Origin of the sequence: Pseudoclavibacter helvolus (genome assembly GCF_049707175.1) — a bacterium.
Taxonomy (GTDB): Bacteria; Actinomycetota; Actinomycetes; order Actinomycetales; family Microbacteriaceae; genus Pseudoclavibacter; species Pseudoclavibacter helvolus_A.
This window is the reverse complement of record NZ_JBNAFM010000004.1, coordinates 19,255-37,481: the sequence shown is the minus strand read 5'-3', so window position 1 is coordinate 37,481 and position 18,227 is coordinate 19,255. Positions and strand designations below refer to the sequence as shown.

Below are 18,227 nucleotides of genomic sequence, written 5' to 3'. Positions count from 1 at the left end.
CGTTACCGGTAGTAGACGGCGAGCGGGTAGTCGCCGTCGTGGTGGACCCGGATGGGCGTGCCGAAGACCCGCTCAAGGGTCTCGGTGGTCATGAGGTCCTTCGGGCTACCGGAGTGCGCGAGCTGCCCGTCGGTGAGGGCAACGATGGTGTCGGCGTAGGCGGCGGCGAAGTTGATGTCGTGGATCACGATGACGAACGTCTTGCCGAGCTCGTCGGCCGCGCGTCGCAGTTGGCCCATCATGGCGACGGCGTGCTTCATGTCGAGGTTGTTGAGGGGCTCGTCGAGCAGGATGTAGTCGGTGTCCTGGGCCAGCACCATCGCGACGTAGGCGCGCTGGCGCTGACCGCCGGAGAGCTGGTCGAGGAAGCGATGCTCGAGCGCCGTCAGGTCGAGGAACTCTATGGCGCGGTCGATGTGGAGCTTGTCGTCCGGCGTGAGCCGCCCCTGCGAGTGCGGGAAGCGGCCGAAGGCGACGAGCTCCCGCACCGTGAGGCGGGCGACGAAGTGGTTCTCCTGGCGGAGGATGGAGACGACCTTCGCGAGCTCGCGGCTCTTCGCCGTTCGCACGTCGTGGCCGCCGACGGTGACCGTGCCGCTGCTCGCATCCGTGAGCCTGCCGACGATCGTGAGGAGCGTCGACTTGCCGGCCCCGTTGGGGCCGACGAGCGCGGTGATGCCGCCTGCCGGGATGTCGAGGGTGATGGGACCGAGCACGGTCGACGTGCCGTAGGTCTTGGTGACGTTCGAGAGCGAGATCACAGGGCGCCCTTCCGCAGGAGGTAGACGATGAAGAACAGGCCGCCGACGAACTCGATGATGATCGAAAGGGTTCCGGCCGCGTAGAACACGTGGCGCAGCACGAAGTAGCCGCCGAGCAGGGTGAGCATGCCGAGCAGCATCGCGAAGGGGATCACGTGCTTGTGCTGGGACGACCCGGTCAGCTGGTAGGCGAGCGTCGCGACGATGAAGCCGAAGAAGGTCATGGGGCCGACGAGGGTTGTGGAGATCGAGATGAGCACGGCGGTGAGGATGAGCAGCACCGTCACCTGCCGCTTGTAGGCGACGCCGAGGCCGATGGCGGTGTCGCGTCCCAGCGCGAGCACGTCGAGGGTGTTGCGGGCACGCCAGATGAAGGCGAGCACGATGGCGATGATGAGCGCCGCCCAGGGCAGATAGTCGGGGTTCGAGTTGCTGAGGTTGCCGAACAGCTTGGCGGAGAGCACATCGAACTCGCTCGGTGTGAGGAGGCGCTGCATAAAGGTGGAGAGCGAACCGAACCCGACGCCGAAGACGACGCCGATGAGCAGCATGATGTGCAGGTTGCCGCGTTTGCCGGAGAAGAGCCAGGTGTAGAGGACCGTGGCGAAGCCCACCATGAGGAAGCTCTGCAGGAACACCTTGGGGAGGCCGTCGGTGGCGGTGAGGGCGGCGCCGCCGAGGAAGAACACGAGCGCCGTTTGGAAGACGACGTAGATCGCGTCGAACCCCATGATGGAGGGGGTGAGGATGCGGTTGCCGGTGGCCGTGTGGAAGAGCACGGTGGCGACGGCCTGGCAGGCTGCGACGACGATCACGGTCGCGACGGTCACGACGCGCAGGTTCACGGCGAGCCAGAAGCCGCGGCTCCCGGGCTCCATGGCGATGTCGTAGGTGAGGACGCCGACGGCGGCGAGTACGACGAGGGCGCCGAGGATGCTGAAGCGGAGCCAGAGGCGCGGTGCTCGGCCGTTCGCTGCGGAGCCCGGGGCTCTGCTCGCATCGCTGATGGTGTCGCCCAGGCGGCGGGGCGTTGACCTCGGGAAGCGGGGCATCGTGTCAGCCATCGCGCCGCATCCTGAGCAGGAGGGTGATGAAGACGGCGGCGCCGATCATGCCGAGGATCATCGAGACGGGGAGCTCGAACGGCATGCGGATGACGCGGCCGACGATGTCACACACGATGATGATGCCGACGCCGAGCACGCACACCCATGGCAGGTTCGAGCGGAGGTTGTCGCCGCGTGCCATGGAGACGAGGTTCGGCACGATGAGGCCGAGGAACGGCAGGAAGCCGACGACCACGGTGGTGACGCCGGTCGCGATGGCGACCAGGGCGGTGCCGACGAACATGACGAGGTTGTAGTTGACGCCGAAGTTCGTGGCGATGTCCTTGCCGAGCCCAGCCACGGTGAAGCGGTCGGCGACGAAGTAGGCGATGACGACGATGATGGCGACGACCCACAGCACCTCGTACCGGCCGCGCACGACGCTCGTGAAGCTGCCCATGAACCAGGTGCCGAGCAGCTGGAGGTAGTTCGTCTCGATCGCCAGCCACGTCGTGAAGGCGGAGACCACGGCGCCGAGCATGATGCCGATGAGGGGCACGACGAGTGCGGAGCGGAGGGCGACGCGGCGCAGGATCGCGAGGAAGACCATGGTGCCGATGAAGGCGGAGATGCTGGCCATGACCATGCGCGTCGTGAGGCCGGCGGCGGGGGCCACGAGGTAGCTCACGAGCAGGCCGAGCGCGGACCACTCGGTGGTTCCGGTCGTGGTGGGCTCGACGAAGCGGTTCTGAGTGAGGAGCTGCAGGATGAGCCCGGAGACGCTCATCGCACAACCAGCGAGCACGAGCGAGACGGTGCGCGGGACGCGCGAGATCCAGATCATCTCGCCGCCGAACTCGTTGCCCGCGATGTCGTAGGCGCCGACGAAGAGCGAGAGCACGGCGAGGCCGACGACCACGGCAATGCCGATGGGCAGGGCTCCTCGGCGATTGAGGAGCGGCACGCGCGGCGCCGCCGTCGGGCGGGATGCCGGCGTTGCGGGGGGTGGGGCGGTTGCTGTCATTCGCTCGCTGTCGTTGCTCGGCGGGCTCTGGGGGTCGGTTCAGGTGGGGTGCCTGCCGCTGCGCTGTCTTGATGTGGCTGGCTCCGGTGGCAGTGGGTCGTGCCCCGCTGCCCGGACGACGCGGGGCGCCTTCCGAGCGGCGGGGCACGATGCTGCTGTGGCGCCTAGTTGCTCGCTCCGGCGAAGGCCTCGGCGACGTCGGCGTAGAGGCCCGTGTAGGCCTGGATGCCTTCGTCGAGGTAGAACGAGGGGTCGAGGTAGACGATCTGGTTCTTCTGCACCGCTGGCACGTTCTGCAGTGCTTCGGCGCCTGCGATCAGGTCGGCTGCCGCCGTGGCGCCCTCTTCGCCGGTTCCGGCGTCGCGGTCGAGCACGATCATCCACTCCGGGTTGGCCTGTGCGATGGCCTCGACGCTGATGTCGTCGCCGTGCGAGGCGTCTTCAGCGGCCTGCTCGATGGCGGGGGTGAGCCCGATGGTGGGGAAGAGCTGGCCGACGCCGCGGCCCTCACCCGGGGCGGCGTAGGCGATCTCGCCGCCGGAGGTGATGAGGCCGACGACACTGTCGGTGCCGTTGTAGGCGCTCTTCGCGTCGGCGACGGCGGTGTCGAAGGCGGCGATCGTCTCGGCCGCCTCTGCTTCCTTGTCGAAGATCTGGCCGAGGATCTCGATCTGGCGCTTCAGCTCGCTCGTGGCCTCCTCGCCGTCCCGGGCGCTGATCTCGATCGTCGCCGGCTGGATGGCCTTGAGGTCGTCGTAGTAGTCGCGGAAGCGGTAGCCGCCGATGATGAGGTCGGGTTCGGCCTCGATGACCGCCTCGAGGTTCGGCTCGCGGTGGAGCCCCACGTCGAGCACCTCGTCGCCGCCCGCGAGGTCCGGCCAGACGCTCTCCATGAGCGGCTTCGGTGCCGCGACGAGCTCGACGCCCCAGTCGCTGAGGGTCTGGAACGTCGTGTTGTCGAGGGCGACGACGCGCTGGGGGTTCACCGGCACCTCGATCTCGCCGTGGTTGTCGGTGATCGTGACGGTGCCGGATGCGGCTGCCGTCGCGTCCGCGTCGGCGGCCGGTGCGGAGTCGGCCGGGGCGCACCCGGCGAGCAGGAGCGCGGAGATGACGAGCAGGCCGGCGCCCTGGATTCGGGCGGCGGTGCGCCTGGCAGGTGCGGTGAGCGTTCTGGGCATGGCGGATCCTCGGTTCGGGGATGGGCGGGAGTACGCGCACGGGTGCTGCATCCGGCGCGCTGGAGAGAGCCGTTGCAGGGGCCGCACGGGCGCTTCGTGGGCGGACGGGCCAAGCCTGCATGTCGTGCTGATCTTCCAGCACAACTCGGCATCGAGTAAGGCGAGCCTATCTTAAGTTTGAGGCGATGGTCGGGGCCGGGGCGGGGAGCACTGCCCGGCGGCGGGACAATGGAGCAATGGCTTCTTCCCGTTCCAGACTGATCCCCGGCTGGCGCGACCTCACGACGTTAGGGCCCTACCGGCGCGACCACTGGGTCGCGGTGCGGGTCGCACTCGCCATCGGCGCACCGCTGCTGTTCCTCTGGGCGAGCGCCTCGATGGACTTCGCGATCTTCGCGGTCTTCGGCGCGTTCACGAGCGTCTACGGGCGGGGGCTCGACGTGCTGGGGCGCCTGCGCATCCAGTCCATGGCCGCCGGGTCGCTCCTCGTCTCCGTCGCCCTGGGGTCGCTCATCGCCCTGTCGCCGGATCGGGCGTGGCTCGTGCTCCCCGCCGCGACGCTCTGGGCGTGGCTCATGTCGCTCCTCGGCGACCGGGTGGGCTGGGCGCCTCCCGGGCCGATGTTCCAGATCTTCGCACTCGCGGCGATTGCCGCGCTCGCGGTCGACGGTGCGGTGCTGCTCGTGGGGATCGGCGTCGCGGTCGTGACGGCCGTATGGTCGCTGCTGCTTGGGGTCGTCTTCGGCGCAGTCGGCAGCTTCGCGGACCGGGCACGAGCGCGCGCTGAGCGCCGGAGTGCTGTGGGTCCGGGCCTCGAAGGCGTTGCCGGCGATGCGGTGCCGGAGGCATCTGGGCCGTCGACGGGGTCGATCCGCTCGGTGCGCCCGCAGCGGTCGTCGGCGGCGGGTCGCGCCGCGGTGTTCGCGGTCGGCACCTTGGTCGCGGGCCTGGTGCCGCTGCTGATCGGCATTGGTCACCCGTACTGGGCGATGGTGTCGGCGATCGCCGGGCTGTCTGCGGCGACGGGGTTCCATCGGGTGCTGCGCGCCACGCATCGGCTGGTGGGCACGGTGCTTGGGCTCGGCGTCGCGGCAGTGCTGCTGGCGTTCGAGCCGAGCGGGCTGCTCGTGGTGCTGATGGTGATCGTGCTGCAGGGCGGGGTCGAGCTGTTCATCGTGAGGAACTACACGCTGGGGCTGCTGCTGCTCACGCCGCTCGTGCTGATCATGGGGCGGTTGGGCGGCGACGTGTCGGCGGGCCAGCTTCTGTTGGAGCGGGGCGTCGAGACCGCCATCGGCGTGGTCGTCGCGATCGTCATCGCGGTCACGCTCGAGCGCTGGCCGTGGGCGTGGCCGGTTCGGAGGTGACGTCGTCGGCCGCTATCCCGCCCCTTCCATGGTAGAGACAACCAGGGGGATTGCCGCAAGACCCGGTCGAGGGACCAGAATGAGCGATCGTGACACCTGCTTCCGAAGTCTTCGCCCTGCCGCCGCACCTCTCGTTCAAATCCGATCCCGAACTCGTGGGGGCTGACGCCGACCAGTTCGCCGCGATCGCGGCCGCCCTGTCCCACCAGAAGGGCGAGCTCGCCGCGAGGCTCGCCGAACTGCGCCGAGCTGAAGGCGGTTCTGGGCAGCAGGCGCTCGACCGTGACACCGAGATCCACCGCCTGACTCGTCAGCTGCGCGGGCTGGAGCGCTTCGGGGTCGACGCCTGCCTCGGCCGGATGACCCCGGCGGACGGGTCGCCCGACGTCTACGTTGGCAGGTTCGGTCTCGCCGACGAGGACGGTCGCCGTTTGCTCATCGACTGGCGTGTGCCCGCGGCGGAGCCGTTCTTCGCGGCGACGCACGCGCATCCGCTTGGCCTCGCGAGCCGTCGCCGCTACCGCTGGAATGTTGAGCGGGTCGTCGACTACTGGGACGAGGTGTTCGTGCCGGGGGAGCTGCAGGGCCGCGTGGCGCTGGACGACCAGTCGTCGTTCATCGCGAGCCTCGGGGCGGCACGGTCGGGGCAGATGCGTGACGTGCTTGGCACGATCCAGGCCGATCAGGACGCGATCATCCGGGCCGGCTCTCGTGGCACGCTCGTCGTCGACGGCGGGCCGGGCACCGGGAAGACCGTGGTTGCCCTGCACCGCACGGCGTTCCTCCTGTACGCCGACCCTCGGTTCAAGCAGGGGCGGGGCGGCGTGCTGTTCGTGGGGCCGAGCCGCCCGTACCTGAACTACGTCGCGAACGTGCTGCCGAGTCTCGGCGAGGAGAGCGTGCAATTGTGCACGCTCCGCGACCTGCTGCCGGAGGGGGCCGACGCGCGGGACGAGCGTGACGCATCCGTCGCCCGCCTGAAGTCGTCGCTCGACCTGGTCCGTGCCGTCGGGAAGGCGGTGCGCTACCACCAGCGTCCGCCGCGCGCGCCGTTCACGGTGACCACCAGCGACTCGCAGGAGCTGACGCTCGACGCCGCCGATTGGGCCGAGGCGTTCGTCGCCTACGAGCCAGGACTGACGCACAACGAGGCGCGCGAGCAGGTGTGGGAGGAGGTGCTGCGGCTGCTGGTGGAGAAGCGCTCCGCGGGTGCCTCCGAGTATTCGGTGCGGGCGTCGTTGGTGCGCGACGAGCGGCTGCGGGTGGCGTTCGCGAAGGCGTGGCCGCTGCTGGATCCGGCGGCGGTGATCGCCGACCTGTGGTCGGTGCCCGCCTACCTGCAGTGGTGCGCCCCGGAGCTGAGCGCCGACGAGGTCCGGCAGCTGCAGCGACCGGATGCGCGCGCCTGGACGACCGCCGATCTTCCCCTCATCGACGCAGCCCGGCGCCTCACGGGCGACCCGAGCGAGTTCCGGCAGCGGGCGCGCCGCGCCGAGGCCCTGGCGTCGCAGCAGGAGAACATGGCGCACGTCGTCGACAACCTCATCGAGGGCGACGACGACGGCGAGGGGCTGGTGACGATGCTGCGGGTCGAGGACGCGCAGCGTTCGCTTATCGACGAGGACGCGCTGCCGCAGGTGGACTTCGACGAGCTCGCGGGCCCGTTCGCGCACGTCGTCATCGACGAGGCGCAGGAGCTCACCGACGCCGAGTGGGCGATGCTGCTCGCGCGGTGCCCGTCGCGCAGCTTCACCGTGGTCGGCGACCGGGCGCAAGCGCGGCACGGGTTCCGGGAGTCGTGGGAGGAGCGGTTGCGGCGCGTGGGGTTGCCGAAGGTGGAGCTGGCGCAGCTCACGATCAACTACCGCACGCCCGAGGAGGTCATGGCCGAGGCGGCCCCGGTGATCCTCGAGGCGCTCCCCGACGCGAACGTGCCCGTCTCGGTGCGCAGCAGCGGCCTGCCCGTTGTCCACGGCTTCGTCGCCGAGCTCCAGGAGCGGGTGGATGCGTGGCTCGCGGACCACCTGGATGGCACGGCCTGCGTGATCGCAGCCGCGGGCCGCGACGGTGCGCGGGTGTTCGACAACCGGGGGCGCGTGCGATCGCTGACGCCCGAAACGGCCAAGGGGCTGGAGTTCGATCTCGTTGTGCTCATCGACCCCCAGCGGTTCGGCACCGGGATCGAGGGCGCCGTCGATCGCTACGTCGCGATGACGAGGGCGACCCAGCAGCTGGTGGTGCTGCGCTCGGAATGAGCGCGGCAGGGTGCTCGAGCGAGGCATGAGTACTCATGCCGCCACGGCGAAGTACTCGGCCTTCTCGAAGAGGCGCACGCCGTCGCGCGAGGCGAGCAGCTGCGCCCGCACGGAGCGCTCCCTGACCTCGCAGGCTATGCCGAGGGCTGCAGCCCAGAGTCGCTCATCGGGTGTCGACTCGCTGGACCCGGGACGCTCCCAGGCGAGGAGCACACTGGCGGCGTCGAGGTCGTCCATCAGCCCTGCGATCGCCGAGGCGATCTTCTCGAGTTGCGGGTAGGTCGGGCGCTGCGGGTAGGCCTCGATCGGCAGCAGCACCGGGAGGGCGCGATCGTCGGCGTCGAGGAACATCAGCCAGAGCTGGCGTCGGTAGGCCGGGCCGATGAGTCCGGTCACGTGCTGCAGCACTTCGTCGTCGGTGCAGATGGGTTGGGTCATTGGGGCTGGTATCGCGGTCATGCGAGGAGTCTGCGGGTCGCGCGAGCACGGGAACGGCCGAGGGTCCGCGCCTGTGGAGCGACGCGCATCCACAGCCGGACTGCATTCGAAGTCGGCCGGCCCGCACCACAGCGGCGCGCCCAGATCTGTTACGCCCGTCGGCGCGAGCCCTTGGCAGGGCGGCCTCGCCGTGTGAAGCTGGCGGGGTGACGACTTCCCCCGCCGGCAACCAGGTCTCGCGGCGCGCGCACGGACCACGCGACCCTGGCGACGCGTGGGTCTACTCCGAGACCGGCCAGCGCTACTGGGGGCGGTTCGGAGCCGCCGGGCTGGTGGCCGTCGACCCCGAGCGCGGCGTGCTGCTCCAGCACCGGGCCGAGTGGAGTCACCACGGTGGCACGTGGGGGATCCCCGGCGGCGCCCTCCACGAGGGTGAGCAGCCCGCAGAGGGAGCATTGCGCGAGGCGGCCGAAGAAGCGGGCGTGCCTGCGGGCGCCGTGGCACCGCTGTTCACGAGCGTGCTCGACCTTGGCTTCTGGCGGTACACCACGCTGGTCGCCCGCGTCGTGCAGGCGTTCGACCCCGTGATCGCCGACGCCGAGAGCCTCGAGCTGCGTTGGGTGCCCGTACAGGACGTGGATGCGCTGCCCCTGCACCACGGTTTCGCCGCGGCCTGGCACGGGTTGCGTGCGGCGCTCGCGGTGCGGCCCGTGATCATCGTCGACGCCGCGAACGTTGTCGGCTCGGTGCCGGACGGCTGGTGGCGCGACCGCGCTGGGGCTGCGGAACGGCTGGTCGCTCGGATCGAGGGGGTGAGCGGGGCTGCCGTGTCGGCGCAGGACCTGGAGCTGACCGGCACGTCGTGGTTCCCGGAGTTCTCGGTCGTCGTCGAGGGCAAGGCCCGCGACGTTCGGGGAACACAAAGGGAGGTTGATGGTCGCGTCGGCCTGGTGCGCGCCGAGGCCTCGGGTGACGATGCGATCGTCGCCGAAGCCAGGCGCCGAGTGGTCTCGGGCGAGTCCGTCACCGTCGCGACGAGCGATCGTGAGCTGGGCGAGCGCGTCTCTGCGGTCGGCGCGAGCGTGCGAGGCGTTGGCTGGCTGCGCGAGCTGGTCGGCTACGGCGCTCGCAGCTGACACGGGCCGGCGAGCATTCCCAGGCTTCGCGCCGGGAGTGCACGGGAGCCGCCCGGGCGACACGAGGGGATTTCGGATGCCCCGTGCGTACGTTCGCCAGGTCCCGGAAACGGGAGCGCCCGGTTTCGGGCGCCAGCGTGCAGGATCCGACCCCAGGAGCACACAATGACTGACCACACCACGCATGACGGCCACGGCGCGCACTCGAGCGACTCGCACGCAGAAGAAGTGGCGAAGATCGCGAAGCTCGTCAAGGAGTTCCGCTTCGGCATGCTGACCACGATCGAGGCCTCCGGGTCGCTGGTCGCGCACCCGCTGACCATCCAGGAGGCCGAGTTCGATGGCGACCTCTGGTTCCTCATCCAGAACGACTCGACGACGGTCCGCAACCTGACGGGGGACCCACGCGCCGGGGTCGCGCTGAGCTCCAACGACTCGTGGGTGTCGCTGTCGGGCACGGCGGGAATCGTGGATGCGCCGGAGAAGCTCCGCGAGCTGTGGAACCCGGCGGCCGAGGCCTGGTTCCCGAATGGGCCGGAAGACCCGAACGTTGGGGTGCTGAAGTTCACGGCGACTGGCGGCCAGTACTGGGACACCCCGGGCGGCCGCATCGCGACCGCCTTCAGCTTCCTCAAGTCGAAGGTGTCTGGCGAGCCGATGGATGGCGATAGCAGCCAGGTCGACCTGTAACACGATGTGCCCTGTGGCCCGGTCTCGCGCTCTGCGAGGCCGGGCCACTCGCATGCCGCATTCAGTTAGATCGTTTAGCTTCTTTTCCATGTCCTCCGATCTTCTTCGTCGTCTCTTCGTGACCGTCTCCGGAATTCTCTGTGTCGTCGGAACCCTCTTCGGAGTGGGCCTCTTCGGCGGCACGGAGGTCAACCAGTCGTCGAGCGGCAACCTCGCCGCCGACGCCACGCTCATCGCCCCCGCAGGTACCGCCTTCTCCATATGGTCGGTCATCTATGTCGGCCTCTTCGCCTACGTCGTCTGGCAGTGGCTGCCCAAGCAGGCCACGTCCGCGAAGGCGCGCGCGACGGGCTGGCTCGCCGCCCTGTCCATGCTGCTCAACGCGGGATGGCTTCTTGTCACCCAGTTCGGCCTGATCTGGGTGAGCGTCGGCGTCATCGTCGCGCTGCTCGCCGTCTGCATCGCGCTCGTGAGCCGCATCGCCGCGCATCCCGCCGACAACTGGGGCGAGCGCCTCGCGGTCGACACCACGTTCGGCCTGTACCTCGGCTGGGTCTCGGTCGCCACGCTCGCCAACCTCGGCGCCGCGATCGTCTCGACCGGAGTTGCTGCGGAGAGCACACTCGGTGAGGTGTCGACGACGGCGGCGCTGGTGGCCGTGCTCGGACTCGCGACCTTCTACGTGTGGCGCTGGAAGAACCTCGCGGTGTCGGCGGCGATCATCTGGGGCGTCGCCTGGGTCGGCTTCGGTCGCCTCACGGACGCGCCCGAGTCGACGCTCGTTGGCGTCGTTGCCCTCGCGGTTGCGATCCTCATCGCCGTGACCGGAGTGCTCGCACGGTCCATCGACTGGCGCAGTGCGAAAGCCGCGACGCCCGTGACGGCCTGAGTGCCGCGCTGCCTGAGGACGTCGCTGCCTGAGGGCCGCGCTGCCTGAAGTCTCAGCGGCCTGTACGTCGAAGCGGTTCAAGCGGCTCGCCCTTGTGGCGGGCCGCTTCCGTGTTTCGCCACCTGTCGTGGACAAGACATCGGATGATTGCACTAGCATGGCCGCATGGCAGTGACCGATGGAGCTATTCTGCGTATCAAGGAGATGATCGTCTCAGGCGATCTCTCGCCCGGGTCGAAGCTCCCGCCCGAGAAGGAATTGAGCGAGCGGCTCGGCCTGTCTCGGAGCTCGCTTCGCGAGGCAGTGAAGGCGCTCGAAGTGATCAGGGTTCTCGACGTGCGTCGGGGAGACGGCACGTACGTAACCAGCCTCGAGCCGCGTCTGCTGCTTGAGGCGATGAACTTCGTCGTCGACCTGCATCAAGATGACAGCGTGCTCGAGATCCTCGCGGTGCGCCGCATGCTCGAGCCGCAGGCGGCCGCGGTCGCGGCCCGTGAGGCGTCGCCGGAGCAGCTGGCGCAGCTCGAGGAGATCCTGGCTGAGATCGACGACACGACCGAGGTCGAGGGGCTCATCGAGCACGACCTGAAGTTCCACCGGCACATCGTCGAGAGCACGGGCAACAAGTATCTGACGAGTCTCATCGACTCGCTGTCGAGTCGCACCGTGCGGGCGCGAGTTTGGCGGGGCATCACGCAGGCCGGCGCGGTGTCGCGCACCGTCGACGAGCATCGGGCGATCCTGGACGCGCTGCGGTCGGGGGATGCGGAGCTCACCGCGGCCCTGACGCTCGCGCATGTCTCCGGGGTCGAGCGTTGGCTGCGGGACGCACGATGAGGGTGGCGTTGCACTCCGAGATCGCGCCGGGTGCTATCGATGACTATCGGCGGCATCATGCCGTGATCCCCGACGAGCTGGTCGAGACATTCGAGCGCGTCGGCATCCGGAGCTGGACGATCTTCCGCTCGGGCCATCGTCTCTTCCACGACGTGATCTGCGACGACTGGGACGCGGCGAATGCGGCCCTCGACGCCGACCCCGCGAACGCACGGTGGCAGGCAGACATCGGACGCTTTGTCGAGCTCTTCCGTGACGCCGACGGCGAGGCCGGGTACGCGCCGCTCGAGGTGATGTGGGACCTCGAGGCCCAGAAGCGGCGCAGCTGACGTGCAGCGGTGGGATGGGGTCGCGCCGAAACCTCTTGCCTGGGCGCGGCGCCCGTGCGACACTCGAAGCCTTGGGGGATGCGTTCTTGAGACGCCTTGTCTGGTGAGATTCCAGTGTCCTCCACCACTTCTTTTCGGTGCGTTTTCCTCCGCCGAGTCCTAGGCTCTGGCCATGAGCACCGCGTGCTGTTTCCCCCGACTGCGCTCGTCGGGATCATGACGACCACCGCGCCAGGCGATGCCGACGCGCTCGAGCCTGTCACTGCCTCCCTGTCGGGTGGTCCGGTGCTCGAGCGTGGGCTCAGCAATCGCCATATTCAGCTGATCGCCATCGGCGGTGCGATCGGCACGGGGCTCTTCCTCGGCTCGGGGATTGGCATCCACAAGGCGGGCCCGTCGATTCTGCTCGTGTATGTCGTGGTCGGCGCGATGCTGTTCGTGATGATGCGCGCGATGGGGGAGCTGCTGCTCTCGAATCTCGGCTATCGAACGTTCCAGGATTTCGCCGCCGACTATCTGGGCGAGTGGGCGAGGTTCTTCATCGGTTGGACCTACTGGCTGTGCCTCATCTCGATCGCGACGGCCGACATGGTCGGCGTGCAGACGTACGCGAGGTTCTGGTGGCCCGACCTGCCCGGCTGGGTGCCGATGGTCGTCGCGGTGGCCTTCGTGCTCGCGTTGAACTTGATCGCGGTGAAGGCGTTCGGCGAGGCCGAGTTCTGGTTCGCGCTCATCAAGGTCGTGACGATTCTTGGTCTCATCGTCGTGGGCCTTTTCCTCATCGTGACGGGCTTTACCGCGCCGAACGGTGAGGTCGCGAGCGTCGCGCACCTGTGGGATGACGGTGGCTTCTTCCCGAACGGTTTCGTCGGGTTCCTGGGTGGGTTCCAGATCGCGATCTTCGCGTTCGCGGGCATCGAGCTGGTCGGCACGACGGCGGCGGAGGCGAAGGAGCCGGAGAAGAACCTGCCGAGGGCCATCAACCAGGTGCCGCTGCGCATCCTGTTCTTCTACGTGCTTTCGCTCGGGGTCATCATGTGCGTGACGCCGTGGAGCGAGATCGACCCGGCGGAAAGCCCGTTCGTGGCGCTGTTCCTGCTGGTGGGCCTGGGTGGCGCGGCCGCGCTCATCAACGCGGTTGTGCTGACGTCGGCGGTGTCGGCGGCGAACAGCGGGTTCTTCTCGTCGAGCCGAATGGCGTACGGTCTCGCGACGACGAGGCAGGCGCCGTCGGTGTTTGGGAAGCTCACCCGAACCGCGGTTCCTGGGAACGCGTTGCTGCTGTCGTGTGGGGTGGTGCTGCTCGGTGGGTCGCTCGGGCTGGTGTTCGACGACGCGTTCCAGCTCGTCACGGCGGTGTCGTCGATCCTCTTCATCTTCGTCTGGTCGATGATTCTTGCGTCGTACCTGGTGTACCGGCGCCGGCGGCCCGAGCTGCACGCCGCATCCGCGTACCGCCTGCGTTTCGGGGTGCCGCTGGCGTGGCTGGTGCTGGGGTTCTTCGCGTTCATGCTCGTGGTGTTGGGGCTCTTCGCGGACACGCGCGGGCCGCTGGTGCTGACCCCGGTGTGGTTCGTGGTGCTCGGGGTGGCGTGGATGCTCGTGCGCCGTCGTGCGCGGCGGGGTGCGCTGGCGACCCGGCAGGCGGGGGCTCGCCCGTCGGGACCGGGGGCGTGATCTGCTTGTCCGCTCAGCCTCCGGAGGCGAGGCCGAGTCTCGGGTAGAGCACGTTGAACCCTTCGGTGAGGCCGCCGCTGACGGCCGTGCCGCCGTGGTCTGCGCCTTGCACGATGAAGAGGGTCGTGTCGATGCCAAGGGCGTTCGTCGCGTTGGAGACCGTGGTGGCCATGGCGACGAAGTCGGGGTCTTCGCTGCCTGCGGTGAAGACCGCGGTCATGCCGTCGTAGGTTCCGGCTGCGGCTGCCTGGAAGATGGTGATGGGCTTGGACGCGTCGAAGGCTGCGGCGTCGCCGCCGTAGATGTCGGCTTGCACGGCGTCGGGGTTTTCTGAGCCGGGGTACTGCTCGCCGGAGACGCTGATGATGTTCATGAACGTGCCCGGGTCTTTTGCGCCGTACTTGGCGGCGCAGCCGCCGCCGTTGGAGTAGCCGGCGACCGTCCAGTACTTGGGGTCTTGGATGACGTTGAGGTTGGCGTTGACCCAGTTGACGACGTCGGTGGTGACGTAGGTTTCGGCGTTGCCGAACTTGGCGGAGTCGGCGCAGGCGGGGTCGACGTCGCCTTGGCCTCCGAGCTGGTCGGCGACGACAACGATTGGGGCGAGCCCGTTGTGGTCGGCGGCGAACTGGTCGAGGACGTCGCTGATGATGGTGGGGTCGGGGTTGCCGACGTACCCCATCATCATGATGACGACGGGGAGGGCCGGCGCGTTGTCGACGAGGGCGGCGGGCGGCAGGTAGATGCCCGCGTCTCGGGCGACGAACCCGGATTCGGTGCCGGGGATGGGCACGGAGCCTCGCTCGCCGACGGAGGGCATGTCGGCGGGGGCCTGCCAGGTTTCGGCGAGGGGCTGCGTTGGCGCTGATCGGTTGTCGGGGTTGAAATCGGGGACGGTAATTTGTGGCTCATCGACGACGCCGAAGACGGAGCCGAGGGTGGGGTTGAGGCCGTAGAACGCGTTGATGCCGGTGGCGCCGGCGATCAGGTAGATGAGGATGGCGGCGGAGGCGACGATTTTGCGCCACGGTTTCGAGTCGGGAAACGAGGCGATGGCGAGGCCGATGCCGGCGAAGGTGGCGGCGGCCCAGACGCCGACCATGAAGGGGAGGGCGACGCCGAAAAGGTCGAGGAGGTTGCCGGCGTAGTAGGCGCCGATGCCGGCGAGGGCGCCGCCTATGGCCCCGATGGATGCACGCACGAACCACTTCGGGTCGGCGTCGCGCAGGAGCAGCGTGATGGTGATGGCGGCCGCGACGACGAAGATGATCCACATGGCGGGGGAGTTGATGATGGGCAACTCGAGGAGGGCACTCATGCGCGTGCGGGGAACAGCATCGGGGTGCTCCTTCGTGCGAAGCGTTACTGGGGATTCCGGTGATCCGTCGAAGCGGTCGCCTCGGCGAATCACACGGAGTAGCTGAACGCTACACGCGCGATTCGGGTGGTTTGCTGGGGGATGCGTGGGGCGGCGGGCGGCGGGCGCTGCCGCGGTGCGGGGTGGACTCAGAACTTTCGAGCCAGCGTGGCAGGGAATCCCTTCTCGAGGGTGAGGACCCCGATGAGGCGACTATGCGTGAGCCCGGTCGTAAGCGCGACGTGCCGCTCGGCGTGGTCATGGTCGGCATGGCTGCGGTCGCCTGGTGACCGGCGTTCACGCTAGGCATGTGGGCTGAGATGTTCTTCGACTACATCCTCGGCTTTTTGGCGTCGTCGACGGCGGCGTTCGTGTTGGTGCTGCTCGAACGCGTCCGATATGGGGCCGGATCGGTCGCACCTTGGTGCTTCTGGTGCCGACCGCGTGGCTTCTGCTGGACTTCCTCGTGGGCAGCGATTCCGACAACGTCGCGATCGCTCTTGTCGACGTCGCGGCGCTCCTGGTTGTACTCGTCTGCGTGCCGTTTGAACTGTGCGTGTTGCTTTGCGTCGTACGGCACGTCTTCGTCGACCACACGTCGACCGGCCGGCGCTGACTCGTCGTTGCAGCGGTCGGTGGCATCGTCCTGAGCACGTACCTGCTCGGCATCAACCAAGCGAACTTTCTCACCCGCGACGACTTGTCCGTCAGTGTGAACTCGCTGCCGCCGGGGTGCGTGAAGGAGAGCGGCGGGGGCAGTAGCTCGATTTACAGATCGGCGAGGATCTCTGCCTCGCGAGCGGCTCGGGCGATGTGTTCGTATCGAACGGCGTCGTAGGTGATTGTCATTGAGGTTTCGTAGTTTTGGCCTTTCAGTGCGGCCGTGACCCGGGTTTCCGGGGAGTGCCAGACCGCGCGAAGCTCCAGATCTCCTCTTGCAACGGCATCACCCCACTCATTGGGCTCGTCCTTGGAACTTTCATCGATCCAGGTAATCTCGTCCTCGATTGGTGCTCCATATTTCTTAGTGAGCAGATCCTTGAACCAACTGAACTCGCTGAGGTACTTATTGGTGCTTGAGAACTCTTCGATGATTTCGTACTCCGCGCGCATGAGCGCGTCGTTGAGCAGCTCGTACCGGATTTTTGTCTCCAAGTGCGCGATCCTCCCCTTATAGGTCAGAGAGCCATCCGGTCCCTTCTTGGGCTTGCCATCCTCAGAACTGGCAATCTCGTCCCTGTTTGCGCCCCACCGAGTTCGTCTGAAGGTTGGGGTCGTCGAGTCCGCGGCACCGAACGACCAGGTTCCGTCTCGCGTGAGTGTCACCTCAGTGCCGTCTTCAAGTGTTGCGTTGTACATATCGATCCTTTCGAGTTCGCCAATGTGTGTGTCATCGAGTGGCTTAGTTTGGGTGGAGTCGTCGGTCGAAACCGGCTTATGCCTCGAATCTAGCGACCGGAATGAGGTTGGAAAATCATGTGCCGGATGGTCCGCTGAGTCTGCCGGGTCCGCCGCGGGCACGCGCGCCTCGCGGTCCAGCGACCCCGTTTCGGTACTTTGCGACGCATCGGCGACCTGATCGCGAAGCTTGCGGAGAAGTCGACGTGGAACGGTAACGATCTGCGGCTCGGCAGTTATCCGATCTAAGCTCTCTCCGGTAATGTCAGCCAGCACGTCAATGACCGTGGCTGAAGTATTTTTGGTCCTGCTGGACACGGAAGCGATGTCCGGATTGGCCGCGAAAGCCTCGACTATTGCAAGGCGTATATGGAGGTCGACTCCCCGTGCTTCCCGTCCGGCCGGATCTCTGGGGGCCTGCGTCAAGGCCACTTCCGACGGGGAGGTGCCCAATTCGATGCTTGTGGAGAATCCGCGCGCTTCGCGCGGTAGACCAATCTCGGGATCCTCGCTTGTCTTTTCCAAACTCGCGAGACTCGGCTCGGCTGAGCGCGCTCTTCCACGAGCTACCCGGGGAATCGCTTCTGACGTCGCGAGATTCCCTCGAAGATCGCCGATGAGCGCGAGTAAGAAAGGATCTTGTTTAAGTGTTTTGATCGTCTTTGCTTCAAGCTGCCGAATGCGCTCGCGAGTCACGCCGAATTCGGCTCCGATCGAATCGAGCGTTCCCTGTTCCATACCATCGAGGCCGTTGCGCCGTCGCATAATCTGCCGTTCGCGAGGCGGGAGGGCAGCAATGACGGCGCGCACTGTTTCCACGAGTTCATCGCGCTCGAGGCGAGCCTCGGTCGGAAGCTCCAGCGGGTCCTGTAGCAGATCGCCCAACTCGACGGGGCCTTCTGCCGTCCAGACGTGCCGGTTCAGGGAGTCGGGGTCTTGGTCGTAAGCTTCGAGCTGGTGGATCCGTGCGACTTCGAGGTCGAGTGCGCTCGCAACGTCGTCATCGGTGGCTTCGCCGATAATTGGGTCCATCAAGTCTCGGCGGGTTGCCCGAATCCGCGCGATGTCTTCCACAGCGTGGACAGGGATACGAACTAGTCGTCCTTGGTCAGCGATCGCACGTGTGATGGCCTGCCTAATCCACCAGGTCGCGTAGGTCGAGAACTTATTCCCTCTAGTCCAGTCGAACTTCTCGACGGCACGCATGAGCCCGAGATTCCCCTCCTGAAGTGCATCTTCGAGTTCGAGCGGTGCGTTTGAGTAGCGCTTTGCGATAGAAACTACGAGGCGAAGGTTCGAGCGCACGAAACGGTCGTAGGCGCGCCGGCCGTCACGTGCGATCGTACGCAGGTCCTCAGACGTCTTGGAATCATGTGCCCCTTCCGCGTCGGCGCCGTGATCTAAGTGGTGCTGTGCGATCAAACCAAGTTCGATCTCTCGCGCCAGGGCGACTTCTTCGTCTGCGGTGAGTAGGGGCTCTGTGAGTTGCCCGAACCAGCTGCTGAGCTCACCTCGGCTGGGGTGTCGGGTGTCCGCATTCGTCCGTGACGCCCGCTCCTGAACGAGATGGGAATGTGGTAGTCGTGTTGAATCACCGGGGCACGGGTCTAATTCTCCGGAGAAATCGAATGGAGGCTCAGCCGTGTGCTCTTCGCGGTGGACGAGAGAGGCAAGGCGCATACGAAAACGTTAATCCACACGACCGACATTCACGTCTCGGCAACATGCAGACGTCAGCGCTCGCTCGTCGCAGGGAAGATGAGGAACTCTCGGCAAATGGATCAGATCTGTGCAAGGTCTTGAGCATTGGCTACCAGGGCGAGGTGCCGACTCGCCAACGGC

At 67.4% G+C, this 18,227-nt stretch carries 17 protein-coding genes; 9 read left to right on the top strand and 8 right to left on the bottom strand.

Translation table 11 applies throughout. The features are described 5' to 3' along the window. Nucleotides 1-2: 2 nt before the first annotated feature. The 4 genes from ACPYN9_RS04215 to ACPYN9_RS04200 form a co-directional block, all read right to left on the bottom strand. Nucleotides 3-761, bottom strand: coding sequence for an ABC transporter ATP-binding protein (locus tag ACPYN9_RS04215; RefSeq protein ID WP_424464183.1), 759 nt, complete (start codon nucleotides 759-761; stop codon nucleotides 3-5). Further along, nucleotides 758-1,825, bottom strand: coding sequence for an iron chelate uptake ABC transporter family permease subunit (locus tag ACPYN9_RS04210; RefSeq protein ID WP_424464182.1), 1,068 nt, complete (start codon nucleotides 1,823-1,825; stop codon nucleotides 758-760). The genes ACPYN9_RS04215 and ACPYN9_RS04210 overlap by 4 nt, the downstream gene beginning before the upstream one ends. Beyond that, the gene (locus ACPYN9_RS04205; RefSeq protein WP_424464180.1) at nucleotides 1,818-2,831 is read right to left on the bottom strand and encodes an ABC transporter permease; all 1,014 of its coding nucleotides are present in this window, start codon (nucleotides 2,829-2,831) and stop codon (nucleotides 1,818-1,820) included. Before ACPYN9_RS04205 ends, ACPYN9_RS04210 begins: the two co-directional genes overlap by 8 nt. A gap of 164 nt (nucleotides 2,832-2,995) precedes the next feature. After that, the gene (locus ACPYN9_RS04200) at nucleotides 2,996-4,012 is read right to left on the bottom strand and encodes a siderophore ABC transporter substrate-binding protein (RefSeq protein ID WP_424464179.1); all 1,017 of its coding nucleotides are present in this window, start codon (nucleotides 4,010-4,012) and stop codon (nucleotides 2,996-2,998) included. A 236-nt stretch (nucleotides 4,013-4,248) separates the two neighbouring features. Here ACPYN9_RS04200 and ACPYN9_RS04195 point away from each other — a divergent pair, with 236 nt between their 5' ends. Both ACPYN9_RS04195 and helR read left to right on the top strand, forming a co-directional pair. Next, nucleotides 4,249-5,379: an FUSC family protein gene (locus tag ACPYN9_RS04195; protein ID WP_424464177.1), complete on the top strand. Its 1,131-nt coding sequence runs from the start codon at nucleotides 4,249-4,251 to the stop codon at nucleotides 5,377-5,379. An 86-nt stretch (nucleotides 5,380-5,465) separates the two neighbouring features. Next, complete coding sequence (gene helR, locus ACPYN9_RS04190; protein ID WP_424464530.1) at nucleotides 5,466-7,634, top strand: RNA polymerase recycling motor ATPase HelR; 2,169 nt, start codon at nucleotides 5,466-5,468, stop codon at nucleotides 7,632-7,634. A 33-nt stretch (nucleotides 7,635-7,667) separates the two neighbouring features. On the opposite strand, the gene ACPYN9_RS04185 is transcribed toward helR, so the two are convergent. Then, nucleotides 7,668-8,093: a hypothetical protein gene (locus ACPYN9_RS04185; RefSeq protein WP_424464175.1), complete on the bottom strand. Its 426-nt coding sequence runs from the start codon at nucleotides 8,091-8,093 to the stop codon at nucleotides 7,668-7,670. A gap of 185 nt (nucleotides 8,094-8,278) precedes the next feature. Between ACPYN9_RS04185 and ACPYN9_RS04180 the strand changes: the two genes are divergently transcribed. The 6 genes from ACPYN9_RS04180 to ACPYN9_RS04155 all read left to right on the top strand — a co-directional run bounded on the left by ACPYN9_RS04180 (nucleotide 8,279) and on the right by ACPYN9_RS04155 (nucleotide 13,630). Beyond that, nucleotides 8,279-9,208, top strand: a complete 930-nt coding sequence (locus ACPYN9_RS04180) for an NUDIX domain-containing protein (protein WP_424464173.1) — start codon at nucleotides 8,279-8,281, stop codon at nucleotides 9,206-9,208. A gap of 165 nt (nucleotides 9,209-9,373) precedes the next feature. Beyond that, nucleotides 9,374-9,898, top strand: a complete 525-nt coding sequence (locus ACPYN9_RS04175; RefSeq protein WP_424464171.1) for a pyridoxamine 5'-phosphate oxidase family protein — start codon at nucleotides 9,374-9,376, stop codon at nucleotides 9,896-9,898. An 88-nt stretch (nucleotides 9,899-9,986) separates the two neighbouring features. After that, nucleotides 9,987-10,787 (top strand): TspO/MBR family protein, encoded by an 801-nt coding sequence (locus tag ACPYN9_RS04170; protein WP_424464169.1) that lies wholly within the window; start codon nucleotides 9,987-9,989, stop codon nucleotides 10,785-10,787. A 165-nt stretch (nucleotides 10,788-10,952) separates the two neighbouring features. Next, nucleotides 10,953-11,624 carry a FadR/GntR family transcriptional regulator gene (locus ACPYN9_RS04165; RefSeq protein WP_424464168.1) on the top strand — a complete coding sequence of 224 codons (672 nt, stop codon included), beginning with the start codon at nucleotides 10,953-10,955 and terminating at the stop codon, nucleotides 11,622-11,624. An 8-nt stretch (nucleotides 11,625-11,632) separates the two neighbouring features. Next, entirely contained in the window at nucleotides 11,633-11,953 is a 321-nt protein-coding gene (locus ACPYN9_RS04160; RefSeq protein WP_424464167.1) for an L-rhamnose mutarotase, read from the top strand. A gap of 183 nt (nucleotides 11,954-12,136) precedes the next feature. Next, nucleotides 12,137-13,630, top strand: coding sequence for an amino acid permease (locus ACPYN9_RS04155; protein WP_424464166.1), 1,494 nt, complete (start codon nucleotides 12,137-12,139; stop codon nucleotides 13,628-13,630). A 13-nt stretch (nucleotides 13,631-13,643) separates the two neighbouring features. On the opposite strand, the gene ACPYN9_RS04150 is transcribed toward ACPYN9_RS04155, so the two are convergent. Continuing rightward, nucleotides 13,644-14,948: an alpha/beta hydrolase gene (locus ACPYN9_RS04150; RefSeq protein WP_424464164.1), complete on the bottom strand. Its 1,305-nt coding sequence runs from the start codon at nucleotides 14,946-14,948 to the stop codon at nucleotides 13,644-13,646. Nucleotides 14,949-15,130: 182 nt separating this feature from the next. Between ACPYN9_RS04150 and ACPYN9_RS04145 the strand changes: the two genes are divergently transcribed. Further along, the gene (locus ACPYN9_RS04145) at nucleotides 15,131-15,277 is read left to right on the top strand and encodes a hypothetical protein (RefSeq protein WP_424464162.1); all 147 of its coding nucleotides are present in this window, start codon (nucleotides 15,131-15,133) and stop codon (nucleotides 15,275-15,277) included. Nucleotides 15,278-15,318: 41 nt separating this feature from the next. Here ACPYN9_RS04145 and ACPYN9_RS04140 read toward each other — a convergent pair whose 3' ends face one another. Beyond that, entirely contained in the window at nucleotides 15,319-15,663 is a 345-nt protein-coding gene (locus ACPYN9_RS04140) for a hypothetical protein (RefSeq protein ID WP_424464161.1), read from the bottom strand. 92 nt (nucleotides 15,664-15,755) lie between these two features. Then, entirely contained in the window at nucleotides 15,756-17,807 is a 2,052-nt protein-coding gene (locus ACPYN9_RS04135; RefSeq protein ID WP_424464160.1) for a sigma-70 family RNA polymerase sigma factor, read from the bottom strand. Between the last annotated feature and the right edge of the window lie 420 nt (nucleotides 17,808-18,227).

Bases quoted from the DNA above. Each gene is read 5' to 3' on its own strand.
- ACPYN9_RS04165 (WP_424464168.1), top strand. From the start codon at position 10,953: ATGGCAGTGACCGATGGAGCTATTCTGCGTATCAAGGAGATGATCGTC.
- ACPYN9_RS04200 (WP_424464179.1), bottom strand. From the start codon at position 4,012: ATGCCCAGAACGCTCACCGCACCTGCCAGGCGCACCGCCGCCCGAATC.
- ACPYN9_RS04210 (WP_424464182.1), bottom strand. From the start codon at position 1,825: ATGGCTGACACGATGCCCCGCTTCCCGAGGTCAACGCCCCGCCGCCTG.
- ACPYN9_RS04205 (WP_424464180.1), bottom strand. From the start codon at position 2,831: ATGACAGCAACCGCCCCACCCCCCGCAACGCCGGCATCCCGCCCGACG.
- ACPYN9_RS04185 (WP_424464175.1), bottom strand. From the start codon at position 8,093: ATGACCGCGATACCAGCCCCAATGACCCAACCCATCTGCACCGACGAC.
- ACPYN9_RS04195 (WP_424464177.1), top strand. From the start codon at position 4,249: ATGGCTTCTTCCCGTTCCAGACTGATCCCCGGCTGGCGCGACCTCACG.
- ACPYN9_RS04175 (WP_424464171.1), top strand. From the start codon at position 9,374: ATGACTGACCACACCACGCATGACGGCCACGGCGCGCACTCGAGCGAC.
- ACPYN9_RS04170 (WP_424464169.1), top strand. From the start codon at position 9,987: ATGTCCTCCGATCTTCTTCGTCGTCTCTTCGTGACCGTCTCCGGAATT.
- ACPYN9_RS04150 (WP_424464164.1), bottom strand. From the start codon at position 14,948: ATGAGTGCCCTCCTCGAGTTGCCCATCATCAACTCCCCCGCCATGTGG.